13 protein-coding genes are annotated in these 18,503 nt (G+C 68.4%); 11 read left to right on the top strand and 2 right to left on the bottom strand.

Annotated elements, in window-relative coordinates:
• From E3T37_RS04190 to E3T37_RS04145, 9 genes are all read left to right on the top strand, one after another.
• On the top strand, positions 1 to 951 hold the full coding sequence (locus tag E3T37_RS04190; protein WP_134365578.1) for an ABC transporter permease: 951 nt from the start codon (positions 1 to 3) through the stop codon (positions 949 to 951).
• Complete coding sequence (locus tag E3T37_RS04185; protein ID WP_134365577.1) at positions 944 to 3,163, top strand: dipeptide ABC transporter ATP-binding protein; 2,220 nt, start codon at positions 944 to 946, stop codon at positions 3,161 to 3,163. The genes E3T37_RS04190 and E3T37_RS04185 overlap by 8 nt, the downstream gene beginning before the upstream one ends.
• A 96-nt stretch (positions 3,164 to 3,259) precedes the next feature.
• Complete coding sequence (locus tag E3T37_RS04180) at positions 3,260 to 4,915, top strand: ABC transporter family substrate-binding protein (protein WP_134365576.1); 1,656 nt, start codon at positions 3,260 to 3,262, stop codon at positions 4,913 to 4,915.
• Positions 4,916 to 5,162: 247 nt separating this feature from the next.
• Positions 5,163 to 7,073 (top strand): translational GTPase TypA, encoded by a 1,911-nt coding sequence (gene typA, locus E3T37_RS04175; protein ID WP_134365575.1) that lies wholly within the window; start codon positions 5,163 to 5,165, stop codon positions 7,071 to 7,073.
• Between the two features lie 148 nt (positions 7,074 to 7,221).
• A complete protein-coding gene (locus E3T37_RS04170) occupies positions 7,222 to 7,635 on the top strand; it encodes a hypothetical protein (RefSeq protein ID WP_134365574.1) in 414 nt (137 codons plus the stop codon).
• Between the two features lie 666 nt (positions 7,636 to 8,301).
• On the top strand, positions 8,302 to 9,327 hold the full coding sequence (locus E3T37_RS04160) for a hypothetical protein (RefSeq protein WP_134365573.1): 1,026 nt from the start codon (positions 8,302 to 8,304) through the stop codon (positions 9,325 to 9,327).
• Between the two features lie 35 nt (positions 9,328 to 9,362).
• A complete protein-coding gene (gene fdxA, locus E3T37_RS04155) occupies positions 9,363 to 9,686 on the top strand; it encodes a ferredoxin (RefSeq protein ID WP_134365572.1) in 324 nt (107 codons plus the stop codon).
• A gap of 7 nt (positions 9,687 to 9,693) precedes the next feature.
• On the top strand, positions 9,694 to 10,797 hold the full coding sequence (dapC, locus tag E3T37_RS04150) for a succinyldiaminopimelate transaminase (protein WP_277612481.1): 1,104 nt from the start codon (positions 9,694 to 9,696) through the stop codon (positions 10,795 to 10,797).
• Between the two features lie 287 nt (positions 10,798 to 11,084).
• Positions 11,085 to 12,365, top strand: a complete 1,281-nt coding sequence (locus E3T37_RS04145) for a citrate synthase (RefSeq protein WP_134365592.1) — start codon at positions 11,085 to 11,087, stop codon at positions 12,363 to 12,365.
• A gap of 19 nt (positions 12,366 to 12,384) precedes the next feature.
• Here E3T37_RS04145 and E3T37_RS04140 read toward each other — a convergent pair whose 3' ends face one another.
• Both E3T37_RS04140 and dapD read right to left on the bottom strand, forming a co-directional pair.
• Positions 12,385 to 15,084 (bottom strand): penicillin acylase family protein, encoded by a 2,700-nt coding sequence (locus tag E3T37_RS04140; RefSeq protein WP_241978664.1) that lies wholly within the window; start codon positions 15,082 to 15,084, stop codon positions 12,385 to 12,387.
• Between the two features lie 52 nt (positions 15,085 to 15,136).
• The gene (gene dapD / locus E3T37_RS04135; protein ID WP_134365571.1) at positions 15,137 to 16,117 is read right to left on the bottom strand and encodes a 2,3,4,5-tetrahydropyridine-2,6-dicarboxylate N-succinyltransferase; all 981 of its coding nucleotides are present in this window, start codon (positions 16,115 to 16,117) and stop codon (positions 15,137 to 15,139) included.
• 17 nt (positions 16,118 to 16,134) lie between these two features.
• On the opposite strand from dapD, the gene dapE reads away from it, so the two are divergent.
• Both dapE and E3T37_RS04125 read left to right on the top strand, forming a co-directional pair.
• Positions 16,135 to 17,229, top strand: coding sequence for a succinyl-diaminopimelate desuccinylase (gene dapE, locus E3T37_RS04130; RefSeq protein ID WP_241978663.1), 1,095 nt, complete (start codon positions 16,135 to 16,137; stop codon positions 17,227 to 17,229).
• On the top strand, positions 17,205 to 18,422 hold the full coding sequence (locus tag E3T37_RS04125; RefSeq protein ID WP_241981079.1) for a hypothetical protein: 1,218 nt from the start codon (positions 17,205 to 17,207) through the stop codon (positions 18,420 to 18,422). Before dapE ends, E3T37_RS04125 begins: the two co-directional genes overlap by 25 nt.
• The last annotated feature ends 81 nt before the right edge of the window (positions 18,423 to 18,503 follow it).

Here is an 18,503-nt window from a genome sequence, read left to right as displayed (position 1 = left end):
ATGTCCCTGGTCGAAGAAACCAACGCCGAGCTCGGCTCCCCGGTCGTTCCGCTTCCCCCGCAGCCTCTCGGCACCGAGGTCACCCCGCCGAAGAAGGCGCGCTCCCGCGGGCGGCTGATCTGGTGGCGGCTGACCCAGACCTCGCGTTTCTGGGTGGGGGCGGTCACCATCGCCGTGATCCTGGCCTGGGCGCTGCTCGGTCCCCTGCTCTACCCCTACAACGCCACCGGCCGTGACCCGCTCAACATGGGGCTCGGCCCGACGCAGCTGCACTGGTTCGGCACCAACGGCATCGGCCAGGACCTCTACGCGCAGACGCTGGTGGGGCTGCAGAAATCCCTGGTGATCGGCCTGATCGCCGGCCCGCTCGGCACGCTCATCGCCGCGGTCGTCGGCTCCGTGGCCGGCTACATGGGCGGCGTCGTCGACCGGGTCCTGGTCTGGTGCATCAACCTGCTGCTGGTGCTGCCGTCGTTCATCCTCCTGGTGATCCTGAGCCCCCTCTTCAAGGGGCTGTCCTGGGTCTTCCTGACCGTCTTCATCGCGGGCTTCAGCTGGATGATCATGGCCCAGGTGGTGCGGTCGCAGACCAAGTCGCTGCGCGACCGCGACTTCGTCAAGGCCGCCCGGTACATGGGCGTGCCGATGCGGAAGATCCTCGGCCGCCACATCATCCCCAACGTCGCGTCGCTCCTGATCATCGACGCGACGCTCGGAGTGGTGGCGGCGATCCTCGCCGAGACCAGCCTCAGCTACTTCGGCTTCGGTATCCGGGCACCCGACGTGTCCCTCGGCACCCTCCTGGCGGAGGGGACGAGTGCGGCCGTCACCCGGCCCTGGCTGTTCGTGTTCCCGGCCGGCGTGCTGATCGTGACCCTGTTCGCCGTCAGCCTGATCGGGGACGCCCTGCGCGACGCCGTCGACCCTACCTCGGGAGTCAACCGTGACTAATCTTCTGCTGAACGGGAGCCCGGCGCGGCCCGGCCGTGGCCAGACGCCGCTGCTGGAGGTCACCGACCTCTCGGTCACGTTCCCCCAGCGGGGAGGCCCCGCGGTGCAGGCCGTGCGCGGGATCAGCTACCAGGTGCACAAGGGCGAGTTCCTCGGCATCGTGGGCGAGTCCGGCTCCGGCAAATCGGTGTCCTCGCTCGCGTTGATGGGTCTGCTGCCCAGTTCGGCGGTTGTCACCGGCAGCATCATGTTCGGCGGCCGGTCGCTGCTGGACCTGAACGACCAGCAGCTCTCCCGCATCCGTGGCCGCGAAATCTCGATGATCTTCCAGGACCCGCTGTCGGCGCTGACCCCGGTGTACACCGTGGGCGACCAGATCGCGGAGGCCCTGCTGCTGCACGACCCCGCGTTGACCAAGCGTGCGGCGCAGGTTCGGGCGGTCGAGCTGCTCACGGTGGTCGGGATCCCGGCGCCCGAACGACGCGCGCGGGCCTTCCCGCACGAGTTCTCCGGCGGGATGCGCCAGCGCGCGATGATCGCCATGTCGATCGCCAACGACCCCCTGCTGATCATCGCCGATGAGCCCACCACGGCCCTGGACGTCACGATCCAGGCCCAGATCCTGGAGGTACTGGAGACGGCGAAGAACCTGACCGGCGCCGCCGTCGTGCTGATCACCCACGACCTGGGCGTGGTGGCCGGCCACGCCGACCGGATCGCCGTGATGTACGCCGGGAAGCTCGTCGAGAACGGCACCACCCAGGAGGTCTTCGCGGCCCCGCACATGCCCTACACGATCGGCCTGCTGCGCTCGGTGCCCAATATGCAGACCGCCGGAACGGAACGACTGGTGCCGCTCGAGGGACGCCCGCCGTCGCTGACGGCCCTGCCGCGCGGCTGCCCGTTCGCGGCCCGCTGTCCGATCTCCCTCGACGCCTGCCACGAGACCGAACCGGTGCTTCTCGTGCACGGGAACGCCGGCCCGGCCGGCATGACCGCGCCCGGCACGGCCGCTCCCGGCGCGCCCGTGGCCGGTCTGGCGGAGGCCGCGCACGTGGCAGCCTGCCACCGCTCGGACGAGATCGCCGACGGTGTTTTGACCCGCCCCGACGTTTTCCCCCGCCCGGCACCGCTGGCCGTGGCGCACCGGGAGAAGGACCAGGATGCCCAGCCGGTCCTGACGGTGACCGGGCTGGTGCGGCATTTCCCGCTCACCAAGGGCGGGGTGTTCTCCCGCCAGATCGGCACCGTACGCGCGGTCGACGGGGTGTCCTTCTCGATCCTGCCCGGCCAGACCCTGGGCCTGGTCGGCGAGTCCGGCTGTGGCAAGTCCACGACGATCCTCGAGATCCTGGAGATGACGAAGCCGCAGGCCGGCCAGATCCTGATCGACGGCCGGGATGTCACCGGGCTCGGCCGGGCCGAGCTGCTCCGGTTGCGGAAGGACGTGCAGATCGTCTTCCAGGACCCGATGGCCGCCCTGGACCCGAGGCTGCCGATCGGCGACATCATCGGCGAACCCCTCACCGTGCACGGGGTGAAGCCCGCGGCCCGGCGCGCCCGGGTGGCTGAACTGCTCGACCTCGTGGGACTCGACCCGCAGATGGCGGACCGTTACCCGCACGAGTTCTCCGGCGGACAGCGGCAGCGCGTGGGCATTGCCCGGGCTCTGGCGACCAACCCCCGGCTCGTCGTCCTCGACGAACCCGTGTCCGCCCTGGACGTCTCGATCCAGGCCGGGGTGATCAACCTGCTCGAGGACCTCAAGGAGCAGCTGAACCTCTCCTACCTGTTCGTCGCGCACGACCTGGCGATCGTGCGCCAGATCGCGGACACGGTCGCCGTGATGTACCTGGGACGAATCGTCGAGTACGGGCCGGTCGCCGAGGTGTTCGCCCGCCCGCGGCATCCGTATACCCAGGCCCTGATCTCGGCGGCGCCGATCCCGGACCCGGTGATCGAGCGCAGCCGCAAGCGGGTGCTGCTCCAGGGCGACCTGCCCAGCCCGACCGAGCAGATCGACGGCTGCAACTTCCGCAGCCGCTGCCCCCTGTACGCGCTGCTCGCGCCGCAGGACCGCTCGCTCTGCGAGAGCGTCGACCCGGTTCTGGAACTGCACGCCACCGTGCAGACTGCCTGCCACCACGTCGAGCAGAACGAGCTGGCCATCTCGGCGTCGCTGGCCGGCCGCGAGGAAGACCTCGTGCTCTAAATTCTCAGTACTTCCATCCTTACGTCCCTCACCAGGAAAAGTCCCCACCAAGAAATGGAGAATCACATGAAACGGAAAACTACTGTTTTTGCAGCAGTGGCCGTTCTGAGTGCGTCCGCCTTGTTGCTCACGGCGTGCGCCCCCGGAAACACCGCAGGCAGCACCTCCCCGAAGGCGAGCAGCAAGGCGCTGCCCACCACCGCGTGGGAGGCTGCCGCCGCCGCCGACGTGCAGGTCGGCGGAACCCTGAACCTCGCCATCAACGCGATGCCCTCGAACTGGAACATCTACGAGGTCGACGGCAACGAGTCCGACACGGTCAACACCGTGGCGCCGACGTCCGGCGGCCCGATCCGGGTCGCGGGCGACGGGACCACCCTGGTCGACCCCAACTACGCGACCAGCGTCGAGGTCGTCAGCGACGACCCGCAGGTCATCGAGATCAAGTTGAACCCGAAGGCGGTCTGGGAAGACGGCACCCCGATCACCTACAAGGACTACGCGGCCACCTGGGCGGCCATGAACGGCAGTAACGAGGCCTATTCCCCGGCGTCCACGGCCATCTTCGAGCAGATCAGCGCGATCGAGTCGAAGGGCAGCGATTTCGACTTCACGGTGACCTTCGACTCGATCAACGCCGACTGGGCGTCGATCTTCACGGGTGTTCTGCCCGCGGCGGTCGCATCCGATCCTGAGGCGTTCAACGCGGGGTACGTCACCACCCCGGTGCCGTCCTCCGGCCCGTTCGTGATCTCCTCGATCGACACGGTCGGCCAGGTCGTCACCCTGACCCGCAACCCGAAGTGGTGGGGCGAGGCGGCCAAGCTGGACACCATCGTCGTCAAGGTCGTCAGCGGCGCGTCGCAGGCCACCTCGTTCGGCAACTCCGAAACGGACGTGCTCTACATCTCGTCCAACGCTGACGCCTACCAGACGGCCGAGAAGCGAAAGGATGCCGAGATCCAGGCATCCGGCGGCCTCACCTGGACGCACGTCACCATGAACGGCTCCAAGGGTCCGCTCAAGGACGTGTTGGTGCGCCAGGCCATCGGCCACGCGGTCAACCGCGAGCTCATCTCCGAGTCGGCCAACACCCCCGTCGGCGTGGACGCCACCACCCAGGGCAGCTACATCTTCATGCCGGGACAGAAGGGCTACGAAGACAACGTGGGCGACGCGATCGGCTATGACGTCGACGCGGCCAAGAAGCTCCTCGACGAGGCCGGTTACAAGGCCGGAAGCGACGGCACCCGCGAGAAGGACGGCAAGGCACTCAAGCTGTCCATCACCGTGCCCGCCGACACCCCGACGAACAAGCAGCGCGCCGTGCAGGTGCAGGCCGACCTCAAGGAGGTCGGCGTCACCGTTGAGCTCAACGAGGTCCCCGCCGCGAAGTACTTCTCGGATTACATCATCCCGGGCGACTTCGAGATGACGAGCTTCTCCTGGGTCGGCACCCCGTGGCCGATCTCCTCGAGCGAGGCGCTGTTCTCCCCGGTCGATTCCGAGTCGAACTTCACCGGCATCACCGACAAGAAGCTGTCCGCACTCTTCGACGAGGCCAACACCGAGCTCGACGGCGACAAGCGGATCGTCATCGCCAACAAGATCGACAAGGTGCTCGCCGCCTACGTGCCGATCATCCCGATCGCCCCGCTGCCGAACGTGTACGCGGTGAAGACCGGCCTGGTCAACTACGGCGCCACCCAGTTCGAAACGGTCGACTGGAGCATCGTCGGCTGGAAGAAGTAAGCAGCAGAACCAGCGATACACCCGAACAGTGACACGCGGGGCGGGAACTTCGGTTCCCGCCCCGCGTTTCTTTTTGCCCGGTTGCCGGGCCGATTTTCCTGTCACGATGTCGAAGCTGAATCCGCACTCAGCCTCCCGGCAGGGAGAGTGCGGTAGGATTATCCGTTGGGTCGGACCCTGACCACATACATCCACTCTTAGTCGCACGCGGTACTCTGCGGCATCATTCTTCGTAAGGATCTACTTCATGGCGATTGCCACGCGCAATAACCTCCGAAATGTCGCAATCGTCGCCCACGTCGACCACGGCAAGACCACGCTGGTTGACGCGATGCTCCAGCAGACCAACTCGTTTGCCGAGCACTCCCACACCGAGGAGCGCGCCATGGACTCGAACGAGCTCGAGCGCGAAAAGGGCATCACGATTCTCGCCAAGAACACGGCGATCTCGTACAAGGGCATCCACGCGACCGACGGTCCCATCACCATCAACGTGATCGACACCCCCGGCCACGCCGACTTCGGTGGCGAGGTCGAGCGCGGCCTGTCCATGGTCGACGGTGTCGTGCTCCTCGTCGACGCCAGTGAGGGCCCGCTGCCGCAGACCCGTTTCGTGCTGCGCAAGGCCCTCGAGGCCCACCTGCCCGTCATCCTCCTGGTCAACAAGACCGACCGTCCCGATGCGCGCATCGACGAGGTCGTCGAGGAAAGCCAGGACCTGCTCCTCGGCCTCGCCAGCGACATGGCCGACGACGTGCCCGACCTCGACCTCGACCTGGTGCTGAACGTGCCCGTCGTCTACGCGTCCGGCCGTAACGGTTCCGCCAGCCTGAACAAGCCCGAGAACGGCCAGCTGCCCGACAACGAAGACCTCGAGCCGCTGTTCGAAGCCATCCTCCAGCACATCCCGGCGCCGGTCTACGACGACGAGCACCCGCTGCAGGCCTGGGTCACCAACCTCGACTCCTCGCCGTTCCTCGGTCGCCTCGCGCTGCTGCGCATCTTCCAGGGCACCATCAAGAAGGGCCAGACGGTCGCCTGGATCAAGCACGACGGCACCATCGCGAACGTGCGTGTCACCGAGCTCATGATCACCCGGGCCCTCGACCGCTACCCGACCGAGAGCGCCGGCCCCGGCGACATCGTCGCCGTCGCCGGATTCGCGGACATCACCATCGGTGAGACCCTCGCCGACCCCGAAGACCCGCGGCCGCTGCCGACCATCACGGTCGACGACCCCGCCATCTCGATGACCATCGGCACCAACACCTCGCCGCTGATCGGCAAGGTCAAGGGCCACAAGCTCACCGCCCGCATGGTCAAGGACCGTCTCGACAAGGAACTCGTCGGCAACGTCTCGCTCCGTGTGATCGACATCGGACGCCCGGACGCCTGGGAGGTTCAGGGCCGAGGCGAGCTCGCCCTCGCCATCCTGGTCGAGCAGATGCGCCGTGAAGGCTTCGAACTCACCGTCGGCAAGCCGCAGGTGGTCGTGAAGCGCGTCGACGGCAAGATCCACGAGCCGTACGAGCACCTCACCATCGACTCGCCCGAAGAGTACCTCGGCGCGATCACCCAGCTCCTCGCCGCCCGCAAGGGTCGCATGGAGAACATGGCGAACCACGGCACCGGCTGGGTCCGGATGGAATTCATCGTTCCGTCGCGCGGCCTGATCGGCTTCCGCACCGAGTTCCTCACGGACACCCGCGGAACCGGTATCGCCAACGCGATCTTCCACGGCTACGAGGCCTGGGCCGGCACCATCACGACCCGCACCAACGGCTCGATCGTGGCCGACCGCTCCGGTGTCGTCACGCCGTTCGCCATCATCGCCCTGCAGGAGCGGATGTCGTTCTTCGTCAACCCGACCGAAGAGGTCTACGAGGGCATGGTCATCGGCGAGAACTCGCGCGCCGACGACATGGACGTGAACATCACCAAAGAGAAGAAGCTGACCAACATGCGTCAGTCCACCTCCGACACGTTCGAGTCGATGACCCCGTCCAAGCAGCTCACGCTCGAGCAGTGCCTCGAGTTCGCCCGCGAAGACGAGTGCGTCGAGGTCACCCCCGCCGTCGTGCGCATCCGCAAGGTCGAGCTGGCCGCTTCGGCACGTCAGCGCAACGTCTCCCGCTTGAAGAAGCAGGACGCGAACTAGCACCCCAACGTAAACCGCAGCGGGTCTGGGGATGGATTCTCATCGCCCGGCCCCTGCGGTTTCGTGGTTTAACGACAACGCGTGGTTTCACGACCACGCACAAACGACACCAGAAACGAGCCTGACGATGGAAATGAAATGTGCACGAGTGGCGGCCGTTGCCGTGGCAGCGATGCTCCTGCTCTCCGGCTGTTCCGGCGCAACGGTCGGCGGTGCGGTCAACGGAGCCGTGAAAGAGGCCACCGGCGGCGACGTGAGCCTCGCCGGGGAGCTGCCGGCGGGCTGGCCCAAGGAGATCCCGGTCATCGACGGGAACCTCGGCTTCGGCGCCGCAAACACGACGAACGGCGACACGGGCTGGGTGGTCACGGTCGCCACTTCGGCCGCCGACCCCCTCGCCGATGCCAAGAAGAAGCTCGAGGACGCCGGCTTCAGCTCCGACACGAGTGCCACCGCGAACGTCGGCGAGGCCGGCGTGGCCGCTCTGACGAACGGCACCTGGTCCGTCGTGCTCGCCGGCACCCCCGAGGGCGTGCTCTACACGGTCAACCCGGCCGCCTAATACCCGGCCCCTCCCCGCCCTCCCTTTAGTGCCCGTTCCGGTCGAGAGTGACCGCTTCGCCGGTCACTCTCGACCGGAACGGGCACTGTCGGCGGCAAGCTCGGGAACGGTCAGTGCGTGACCGAGGCGGGCCCCCGGTCGGACGCCGCCTGTTCCGGAGCGGCGAGGCGCGGCCGGCTGCCCTGGCGGCCCTGCCGGATGAAGAGCGTCATCACCGGGATCGTGTACCCGAGCCAGTCGACCAGCTGCAGCCAGGTGGTGGCGGGGGAGAAGTTGATGGTGCCCGGTCCAGGTGAAGAACCTCGCGAGGTTGATCTTCACCATGCCCGCGTAGATCAGCCAGCCGAGGACGACTGCGGTGAGGATGCCCAACGCGGCTCCGGCCAGCGGCAACGTGGACTCGCCGGTGGCCTGAACGGCGGCCGATCGTCAACGTCGGCCACGAGGATGGTCACGATCAGAGCGGCTTCGAGACCTTCGCGGAGGCCGATCAGGTAGTTGGCGAGCACGGTACGTCCTGGTTCACATTGCTGGTGGCCTGGCGGGTAAGTGTGGTTAGGTTAACCTAACCCAGCACACTCTAGCTTCGATTCCGCGCCTGTGTCCAGCTATTATGCATCGGTGGGTGTCCGCCCGTCACAACCGCAGTGGAGCTCATCGATGGTCATGTCCGGCAGCGCAGAGCGAGTCGTGTTCCTGCACGACCGTCCCGGTCAGGAGGCCCTGCTCACCGGAGGCACTATCTCCCGGCTGCGCTCCGACGGAGCCGAGGTCGTCGTGCTGTTCGGGGCGTCCGGCGCCGCCGCCGGGGGCGACGACGCCGCCGTGGGCTCGGCGATGGCGGAGTTGGACGTGAGCGACTGGCGGATGCTGCCCGCGGCATCCGTCGCCTCGCCGGAAGCCGGGCCGGACCGGCAGGCCCTGGCCGCGGCCGTGGCCGACGTGCTCGACGAGATTCAGGCCACCGCCCTCGTGATCGGCACCGAGGACGAGCGCCTCCGCGACGCGGCCGTCGGGGCCGCCGACACCCTGCACGTGCCCGTCTTCGCCAGCCGCAGCGTGTCGGGGGCCATCGGCCAGCGCATCGTCGCGATCGACGTCAGCGACCACGTCGAGCAGAAGCTGCGAGCCGTCTGGGCCTACCCCGGGCGCTGGAGCGTCACGGGTCACACCGTGCTCCCGGTCGGCGCCGGCACGGGCCCAAACACCGGCACGGGCTCAGGCACGGGCGCCGTGCCGGTCGTGATCGGCGGCACCGAGACCTATCTGCGCCTGGAATCCCCGCACCGGGCCGCCGCCGAGGTCGCCGCGGAGCCGGGACTGGTCAGCCGCGCCCTGGCCGGCGTCTTCGCCCTGCTGATCGGTGCGGCCTTCGGCGTGGTCGGCACCATCGCGCACCAGGCCACCGTGCCGATCGGACCGGTCACGATCCCGGTGGGACTGATCCTGGCCCTGACCGGAGTGACCGCGCTGCTGGTCGGCCTCCGTCTGGTGCTCGGCGACCGCATGATCGTCCTGTTCTGCGCGCTGGGGCTGCTCGGCAGCATCTTCCTGCTGTCGCTGCGCAGCACGGGGGGCTCCGTGCTCGTTCCCCAGGGCCTTCCCGGCATGCTGTGGACCGTCGTGCCGGCGCTGGTGGCCACCCTCGTGCTCGCCTGGCCTCGAATTCCGGCCCGGCCGGGTTCGCAATAGACTGATATTCCGCTCGTGAAGGGAGCTCCCCACCCGTGACATACGTCATTGCACTGCCGTGCGTCGATGTGAAAGACCGCGCCTGCGTCGACGAATGCCCGGTCGACTGCATCTACGAGGGTGACCGCTCGCTCTACATCCACCCCGACGAATGCGTCGACTGCGGTGCCTGCGAGCCCGTCTGCCCGGTCGAGGCCATCTACTACGAAGACGACACCCCCGAGCAGTGGGCCGAGTACTACAAGGCCAACGTCGAGTTCTTCGACGACCTCGGCTCTCCCGGCGGCGCGGCCAAAATCGGCGTGATCCACAAGGACCACCCCATCATTGCCGCCCTGCCCCCGCAGGTCCAGGCGTGACCTGCGCGTGCTGAAGCCGCTCCCCGACTACCCGTGGGACCAGATGGTTCCGTTCGCGGCCCGGGCCCGCGCCCACGCCGACGGCATCGTCGACCTGTCGATCGGCTCCCCGGTCGACCAGACGCCCGAGGTCATTCGCACGGCGCTGGCGGCCGCCACCGACGCCCACGCCTACCCGCAGACCGCCGGGACCCCGGAGCTGCTGCAGGCGATCATCGCCTGGTACGGGCGCCGGCGCGGCGTCATCGGCCTCACCGAGAAGAATGTGCTGCCGACCATCGGGTCCAAGGAGATGGTGGCGCTGCTGCCGTTCATGCTCGGCGTCGGTGAGGGCGACACGGTGGTGCACCCTTTGGCCGCCTACCCGACCTACAGCATCGGCGCGGCCATCGCCGGGGCCGAGGCGCTCGCCTCCGACGACCCGGCCGAGTGGCCGGCCACGACCAGGCTGATCTGGCTGAACAGCCCGGGCAACCCGGACGGCCGGGTGCTCCCGGTCGCGCACCTCCGTGCCGCGGTCGATCGGGCCCGGGAGCTCGGCGCGGTGATCGTCTCGGACGAGTGCTACGCCGAACTGGGCTGGACCGACGGCTGGGACACCGAGCCGATCCCCAGCATCCTCGACCCTCGGGTCGCCGGCACCGACCGAAGCAACGTGCTGGCGATCTACTCCCTGAGCAAGCAGTCGAACATGGCCGGCTACCGCGGGGCGTTCGCCGCCGGCTGCGCCGACCTGCTCGCGCGGGTGCTGACCGTGCGCAAGCATGCCGGCCTGATGCTTCCCGCACCCCTGCAGGCCGCCATGGTGGCCGCGCTGGGCGACGACGAGCACGTGGCCGTGCAGCGTGAACGGTACCGGTCACGCCGTGCCGTGCTGCTGCCCGCCGTGGTCGCGGCCGGCTTCCGCGTCGAGCACAGCGAGGCGGGGCTGTACCTGTGGGCCACCGAGGGTGTCGACGCGTGGGAATCGATCGCCCGTCTGGCGGATCTGGGCATCCTCGCCGGCCCCGGCCATTTCTATGGCGACGGATATCCCCAGCACGTGCGCTTCTCGCTCACGGCCACCGATGAGCGAATCGGGGCCGCCGCAGCGAGGCTCCGGGCCGGGTGAATCAGGCATCCGCGGCCTTGTCAACTACCTCTAACCGAGAGGGGGCATTCTTGGCGAATGCAACAGTAGGCGGCTGAGCCTATTAGGCTGTATCCGCGTTGACGTCTACAGACACATCGGTGTGCTGTGGCCAATCGCCACAGACGGTCAGTCACCAGACGGTTAGGTAGTGATATTCAGTGACACTCAGTCAGACCCAGGGAGCCGCCGTGAGCGACATTGCGCAGCGAACACCAGCCAGCGAGCCGGCCGATGAGGCCGCGAACGTACCGGCCGGCGAACCGTCCATCGAACCCCAGCGAGCCACGCTGACGTTCCCGGGCGGGTCCGCAGACTTACCGATCGTGCGCGGCACCGCCGGCGCGTCGGGCATCGACATCTCCACCCTCACCCGCCAGTCGGGCCTGATCACGCTCGACTCCGGGTTCGTGAACACCGCGGCGACCCGCTCGGCGATCACCTTCATCGACGGCGACAAGGGCATCCTCCGCTATCGCGGCTTCCCGATCGAGCAGATCGCCCAGAACTCGAACTTCCTCGAGACCGCCTGGCTGCTGATCTACGGCACCCTGCCCAGCGCGAGCGAACTCGAAGCGTTCGACACCCGCATCCGTCGCCACACCCTGCTGCATGAAGACCTCAAGGGCCTCTTCGACGTGCTGCCCTACAACGCCCACCCGATGGCCGTTCTGTCCGCCGGCACGTCGGCGCTGGCCGCGTACTACCAGGACTCGCTCAACCCGAACGACCCGGAACAGGTCGAACTGGCCACCGTGCACCTGCTCGCCAAGCTGCCCGTGATGGCCGCCTACGCCTACAAGAAGAGCATCGGCCAGGCGTTCCTCTACCCCGACAACTCGCTCGGCTACGTGGACAACTTCCTGCGCCTCATCTTCGGCACCCTCGCCGAACCCTACGAGGTCAACCCCGTGGTCAGCAAGGCGCTCGAGCGCCTGCTGATGCTGCACGAGGACCACGAGCAGAACGCGTCGACCTCGACGGTGCGCCTCGTCGGCTCCACCGAAGCCAACCTGTTCGCCTCGGTGTCCGCGGGCATCAACGCGCTCTCCGGCCCGCTTCACGGCGGCGCGAACGAAGCCGTCCTGAAGATGCTCGGCGAGATCAAGGCATCCGGTGAAGGCGTCGAGAAGTTCGTCGAGCGCGTCAAGAACAAGGAACAGGGCGTTCGCCTGATGGGCTTCGGCCACCGGGTCTACAAGAACTACGACCCGCGGGCGACGCTGGTCAAGGAGAGCGCCGACGAGGTGCTCGCCGCCCTGGGCGTCAAGGACGACCTGCTCGACATCGCCAAGGAACTCGAGCACATCGCCCTGAACGACGACTACTTCAAGGAACGCAAGCTGTACCCGAACGTCGACTTCTACACCGGCGTCATCTACAAGGCCATGGGATTCCCCACGAGCATGTTCACGGTGCTCTTCGCGATCGGCCGCCTGCCCGGGTGGGTCGCCCACTGGCGCGAGATGAACGAGGACCCGACCACCAAGATCGGTCGCCCGCAGCAGCTCTACATCGGTTCCCCGGCCCGCGACTTCCCGCGCCGCTAGGCAGCCGAGCCGGCACCGCTCACCTGGTTCGGGTGAGCGGACGCAGCACGAGGGTGTTGGTGGCCGCCGCCTTGACGGCGCCGAGCGAGAAGAGCCACGGCCGGGTCTCCTGGCGTTGCCAGAGCTCGGTCTGGTCGTCGTAGTTCGGGTGGAACGCATGCCCCGAACTGCCGGTCAGGTTCAGCCAGGTCGACCTGTCCCAGTCCGCCAGGCTCACGACCTGGCGCATCGACGGCACCCAGTCGACCGCGTAACCGGCCGTCGCGTCCCAGCCGACCGCGTCGACGACGGATGACCCGCCCGCGACCTGATACGGCCCGCGGTTGAAGAGCCACTCCAGCGGTGCGATCCCGGATTTGCCGAAGCTCGCATGCGTCATCTCGAGGGTGTGGATGCGGCCCCACTCCCAGCCGGAGACATCCGGCCCCATCAGTTTCTCGGCCTCCGCGGCGGCCTGACCGACCACCTTTTTGAGCATGCTGTCGCGGCCCGCGGCCCCGACCTTGTCGTTGTTCCACCAGGGCGAGTCGGGGGTGTTGAGCAGTCCGATCACGATCGCGAACGAACGGTCACCGCCGGTGAGCGAGGTTCCTTCCGGGAGCTTGCCGTCGAACATGTTCACGAGCAGGTTGCGCCAGATGATGTTGAAGTAGGCGGCTGCCGCGCTGTCCGCGTCGAGGTGGTAGTCCCAGTGGTCGAAGAGGGCGAGGGCGGCCCGGGTCTTGTCGGTGGGCGCGATCTTCTTCAGCGCGGGCACGAGGGCGGCCGCCAGGGGGCTGTAGGTGTCGGCCTGGATCTCGCTCATCATGGCGGTGGTGAGGGGGGTGGCGGCATCGATGCTGGCCTGCAGGCGTTTCGTGATCTCCGTCGCACGGTAGCCGAGGTCCCAGTCCTTGGTGATGAGGTACGGGTAGTCCGGGCCGACGGGGGAGTTGTTGGCGGTCACGATGAAGCCGGCCGGCGGGTTGTATGACTGCGGCAGCTCCTCGAACGGGATGTAGCCGGTCCACCCGTACTGGCTGGTCCAGCCGGGCGCCGGCACGGTGCCGTCCCCGGCGCGGCGGATCGGGATCAGGCCGGGCGCCTGGTAGCCGACGTTGCCGTCCACGTCCGCGTAGACGAGGTTCTGCGACGGCACGTCGAACAGCTGGGCCGCCGCCCGGAAGCTCGCCCAGTCGGTGGCGGCGTCGAGAGCGAAGACAGCGGATGCCGTGCGCCCGGGTGTCAGTGCCGTCCACTGCAGCGACAGCTGGTAGCTCGTGGGTTCGGGAGCCGGCGCCGCTGCGGGTGCCGCCGCGGCCGGGTCGGCCGGGGCTGCCGGGGCCTCCGGCACGGCGAGGTCGGGCAGGTCGATCGCCGACGGGTACTCCGTCGCGATCCCCGGAAAGGCGGTGCCGTCCAGGCCGCTGACGATCGGGCCGTGCTCCGTCGCCCGGATCTGGATCTTCACCGGGTCGCCGCCCGCCACCTTGATCCGCTCGTTGCGCACCAGCAGGGGCTTCTGTGCCCCGTCGTATTCGTAGGTGCTGCCGGTGACCTTTTCCAGGTAGAGGTCCGCGACATCCGGCCCCAGATTCGTGAAGCCCCAGGCGATGCGGCTGTTGTGGCCGATGATGATGCCCGGCAGCCCGGAGAAACCGTACCCGGCGAGGTCGAACGGGCACTCCGCGCTGAGGGTGCGGCACCGCAGGCCCACCTGGTACCAGACCGAGGGCATGACCGCGCCCAGGTGCGGATCGTTGGCCAGGATCGGTTTGCCCGTGTCCGTGTGCGCGCCGGACACCACCCAGGAGTTCGAGCCGAGCTCGTTGTCGGCACCGGCCGGGCCGAGCAGCTCCGGCACCCCCGCGAGCGTGCCGTGCAGCCCGGTCAGGGCGGAGGCGAGAGCGGTTTGGGCCGGCTCCCCGGTTATCCCGTCGGCCGAACCGTCGCCCGAACCGTCGGTCTGTCCGTCGCTCACGTTCCCGTCGTCCGCTGCGGCCTCCGCCTGCTCGGGAGGCGCCCCGTCGAGGATCGTCGGATGATCCGCGTAGGAGTACGACGGATGCAGCTGCGCCACCTCGTCCGGGCTGAAACTACCGGCGAGGAGGGCCCGGTCCACCTCGTCGTCGAGGTTGGAGCGCAGGTCCCAGGCCATGGCCTTCAGCCACGCGACCGAGTCGGCCGGGGTCCACGGTTCGGGCGTGTAGCCGGGATTCTGCAGGGCCAGCGCCACGTACTCGAGGGAGAGGTCGGCGCCCTCGTGCGTGGCCAGGTAGGAGTTCACGCCCTCCGCGTAGGCCTGGTAGTAGCTCAGCGTGACGGGGTCGAGCTGGGCGACCTCCTGCTCGGCCACCGCGCGCCAGCCGAGGGTGCGGATGAACGTGTCCGTGCCGACCTGGCTCGCCCCGAAGAGCTCGGAGAGCCGCCCGCTGGTCACGTGCCGGCGAAAGTCCATCTCCCAGAACCGGTCCTGGGCGTGCACGTAGCCTTCGGCGCGGAACAGGTCGGTCGCGGTGTTCGCGACGATCTGGGGGATGCCGGCCTCGTCCCGGTACACCGTGACATCCGCTGCCAGGCCGCGCAGCGCGATCTCGCCGAACACCGTCGGGAACGACCGGGTCACGGTCCAGACGCCCGCCCCGGAGGCCAGCAGCACGAGGCTCAGGCACACGGCCAGGACGGTGACGGCCAGCCCGAACCTGCGGTGGCGTTTACTGCGCGGTGCGTCGGTTCCCACGTCACTCCTTCTCGATTCGCAGCGTACCCCGAGAAGGATGCCGGAATCGAGGTTATGCGTGCAATTGGTCGTTCAGGACGATGCCGGTTCCGTCGCGCTGCAGGACCTCGACCGCGCCGGAGACCGAGTTGCGACGGAACAGCAGGTTGGGCACCCCGGAGAGTTCGACGGCCTTCACAGCGCGCAGGGCGCCATCCGCCGTGCGCGGCGCGCCGGGCAGCAGCACCTTGGTGCCGGCCGTCACGTAGAGGCCCGCCTCGACCACGGTGTCGTCGCCGATCGAGATGCCGACGCCCGAGTTCGCGCCGAGCAGGGCGCGCTTGCCGATCGACACGCGTTCGGTGCCGCCGCCGGACAGCGTCCCCATGATCGAGGCCCCGCCGCCGATGTCGGCGCCGTCGTCGACGACGACGCCCTGGGAGATCCGGCCCTCCACCATGGAGGTGCCGAGCGTGCCTGCGTTGAAGTTGACGAACCCCTCGTGCATGACGGTCGTGCCGGGGGAGAGGTGGGCCCCGAGGCGCACCCGGGACGCATCCGCGATCCTGACCCGGTCGGGCGTGACGTAGTTGAGCAGCGGCGGGAACTTGTCGATCCCGGTCGTCTGGATGCCGTGACGCTGCAGCGAGGGGCGAAGCCGGGTGAAATCGGCGGGCAGCATGGGGCCCGCGTTGGTCCAGGCCACGGCGGGGAGGTGGCCGAAGATGCCGTCGAGGTTGATGCTGTTCGGAAGCACGAGGAGGTGGGATAGCAGGTGCAGGCGCAGGTAGGCGTCGGAGGTTCCGGTCGGCGCGGCAGCGAGATCGATCTCCACCGTGACGGCTTCCACCCGGACGTTCCGGCGCGGATCCTCGCGCGCGAATTCCTCCAGCTCGGACGGCACGATCCAGCGGTCGCGGCCCGCCGGCAGGGTGCCGAGCCGGGGAGCCGGAAACCAGGTGTCCAGCACGGTGCCGTCGCCAGCGACCGTGGCCAGGCCGTAGCCCCAGGCGTTCGAGGGGACGGCGGGCGGCGGGGACACGGCGGTGGTCATGGCTCTAGATTAGTAGAGTGCCCCAGAACCCCGTGACTCTAGACCTGTCCGCGTCCTCGATCGAACTCACCCGCGTGATCTGCGACATCGAGTCGGTCTCCGGCAACGAAACGGCCCTGGCCGATGCCATCGAGCAGGCGCTCGCCGGGTTCGATCACCTCGAGATCATCCGCGACGGCGACACGGTGGTCGCCCGCACGAACCTCGGCCGGGCCCAGCGCGTGGTCATCGCCGGCCACATCGACACGGTTCCGCTGAACCGCAACCTGCCGACCCGGTTCGAGACCATCGACGGTGTCGACTACCTCTGGGGCCGCGGCACGGTCGACATGAAGGCCGGCGTGGCCGTGCAGCTGAAGCTGGCCGCCGAACTGACCGAACCCGTCGTCGACGTGACCTGGATGTGGTACGACCACGAGGAGGTCGCCGACGACCTCAACGGCCTCGGCCGCCTGGCCCGGAACCGGCCCGACCTGTTCGAGGGCGACTTCGCTATTCTCGGCGAGCCGACCAACAGCCGGATCGAGGGCGGCTGCAACGGCAATGTGCGCGTCGAAATCCGCACCTTCGGTTTGCGCGCGCACTCGGCGCGCAGCTGGGTCGGCGACAACGCCATCCACAAGGTCGGACCCATCCTCGAGATCCTTGCCGGCTATCAGGCGCGCGAGGTCGAGGTCGAGGGTCTCGTCTACCGGGAGGGCCTGAACGCGGTCGGCATCAGCGGCGGCATCGCCGGCAACGTGATCCCCGACGAGTGCATGGTGCACGTCAACTACCGGTTCGCCCCCAGTCGCACGTCGGCGGAGGCCGTCATGCACCTGGAGGACCTCTTCCAGGGTTACGAGATCACGATCGTCGACCGGGCGGAAGGAGCCCACCCCGGGCTCGACGCGGTCCTGGCCCGGGAATTCATGGCCGCGGTCGGCGGCGAGGCGCGCCCCAAATACGGCTGGACGGATGTCGCACGCTTCTCCGCGCTCGGCGTCCCGGCCGTCAACTACGGCCCGGGTGACCCGCTCAAGGCCCACGCGGACGACGAGCGCGTCGCCCTGCAGCAGATCACGGAGTGCGAGGACGGCCTCCGTTCATGGCTGAGCGCACCCGTCGGGTAGCCGTGCTGCCCGCCCCGTGGCGGGCCCGTTATTGCGCCACCCCGTGGTGGGCGCGGGTCACCCTGATCTGGGCGGCGTCCCGGATCGTCACCACCGCGCTGGTGCTGCTCCTGGCGAACGTGCAGGGACCCAACGCGTGGACGTCCGCTTCGCCCGGATACGCGGACTTCGCGAACATGTGGGACGGCCGCTGGTACAACATCGTTGCCGTCGTCGGCTACCCCTCCACCCTGCCGTTCACCGCGGACGGGCACGTGGGGGAGAGCGCCTGGGCGTTCATGCCCGGATATCCGGCGATCGTGCGCCTGCTGATGGTGCTGGTCGGGCAGCCGTGGGCGCCCATGGCCGTCCTCGTGTCCGTGGCCTTCAGCCTCGGCGCGGCACTGCTGTTCTACCGGCTGATGCGACGGGTGCTGGACTCGTCGACGGCTCTGTTCTCGGTGGTGTTGTTCTGCGTGGCGCCGCTGTCGCCGCTCCTGCAGTTCGGCTACGCCGAGTCGATGTACCTGTTCCTGCTGACCCTGGCCCTGCTCCTGCTGCTGCAACGTCGCTACGCCTTGCTGTTCCCGGTGATCACCGTGATGGCCCTGACGCGGCCGAGTGGCCTCGCCTTCGCGCTCGCCCTGGGGCTGCACACGGTGTACCGCGCTGTCACGCGCCGGCAGGACCCGTTCCCGGCGGCGGACCGGGTGCTGGCGGCATCCGTCACCGGGTACAGCCTGCTCGCGGGACTCGCCTGGCCGGCCATCGCCTGGATCGGCACCGGGTCGATCACCGCGTACACCGACACCGAACTCGCCTGGCGGGCGCCGTACATCGGTTACCAGGAGCTCATCCCGTTCACCGCGTGGTTCCAGAGCGGGGTCTGGTGGCTGGGGATGCCGCTCGGCATCGTCGCCGTCATCGTGCTGATTCTCCTGTTCGGCGCGGCGTTATTCCTGCCCCCGGTGAAGCGTCTCGGCGTCGATCTGCGCCTGTGGTTGGCCAGCTACGCGCTGTACCTGCTCGCGGTCTTCTTCCCGCAGTCGAGTACGTTCCGGCTGCTGATGCCGATGTTCCCGCTGCTCGGAGCGCTCGCCCCGCCGCGGAACACCGGGTACCGCATCGCCCTGGTGCTGGCGGGCATCCTCGGGCAGTGGGGCTGGTTGTTGCTGTGCTGGGGCGTCGACGGCGCGGACTGGACGCCGCCCTAGCGGCTGGCGGGGCCGCTAATTACTGTCTCGGGCCGCAATGGTCGATAATGGAGGTTCAGACGAATGAATGGAAGGGGAGTT

The sequence above is a fragment of the Cryobacterium sp. TMT2-10 genome, from assembly GCF_004403075.1.
In the GTDB taxonomy this organism is placed as follows: Bacteria; Actinomycetota; Actinomycetes; order Actinomycetales; family Microbacteriaceae; genus Cryobacterium; species Cryobacterium shii.
The sequence above is the reverse complement of the archived record's forward strand: the minus strand, read 5'-3'. Positions and strand labels throughout refer to the sequence as shown.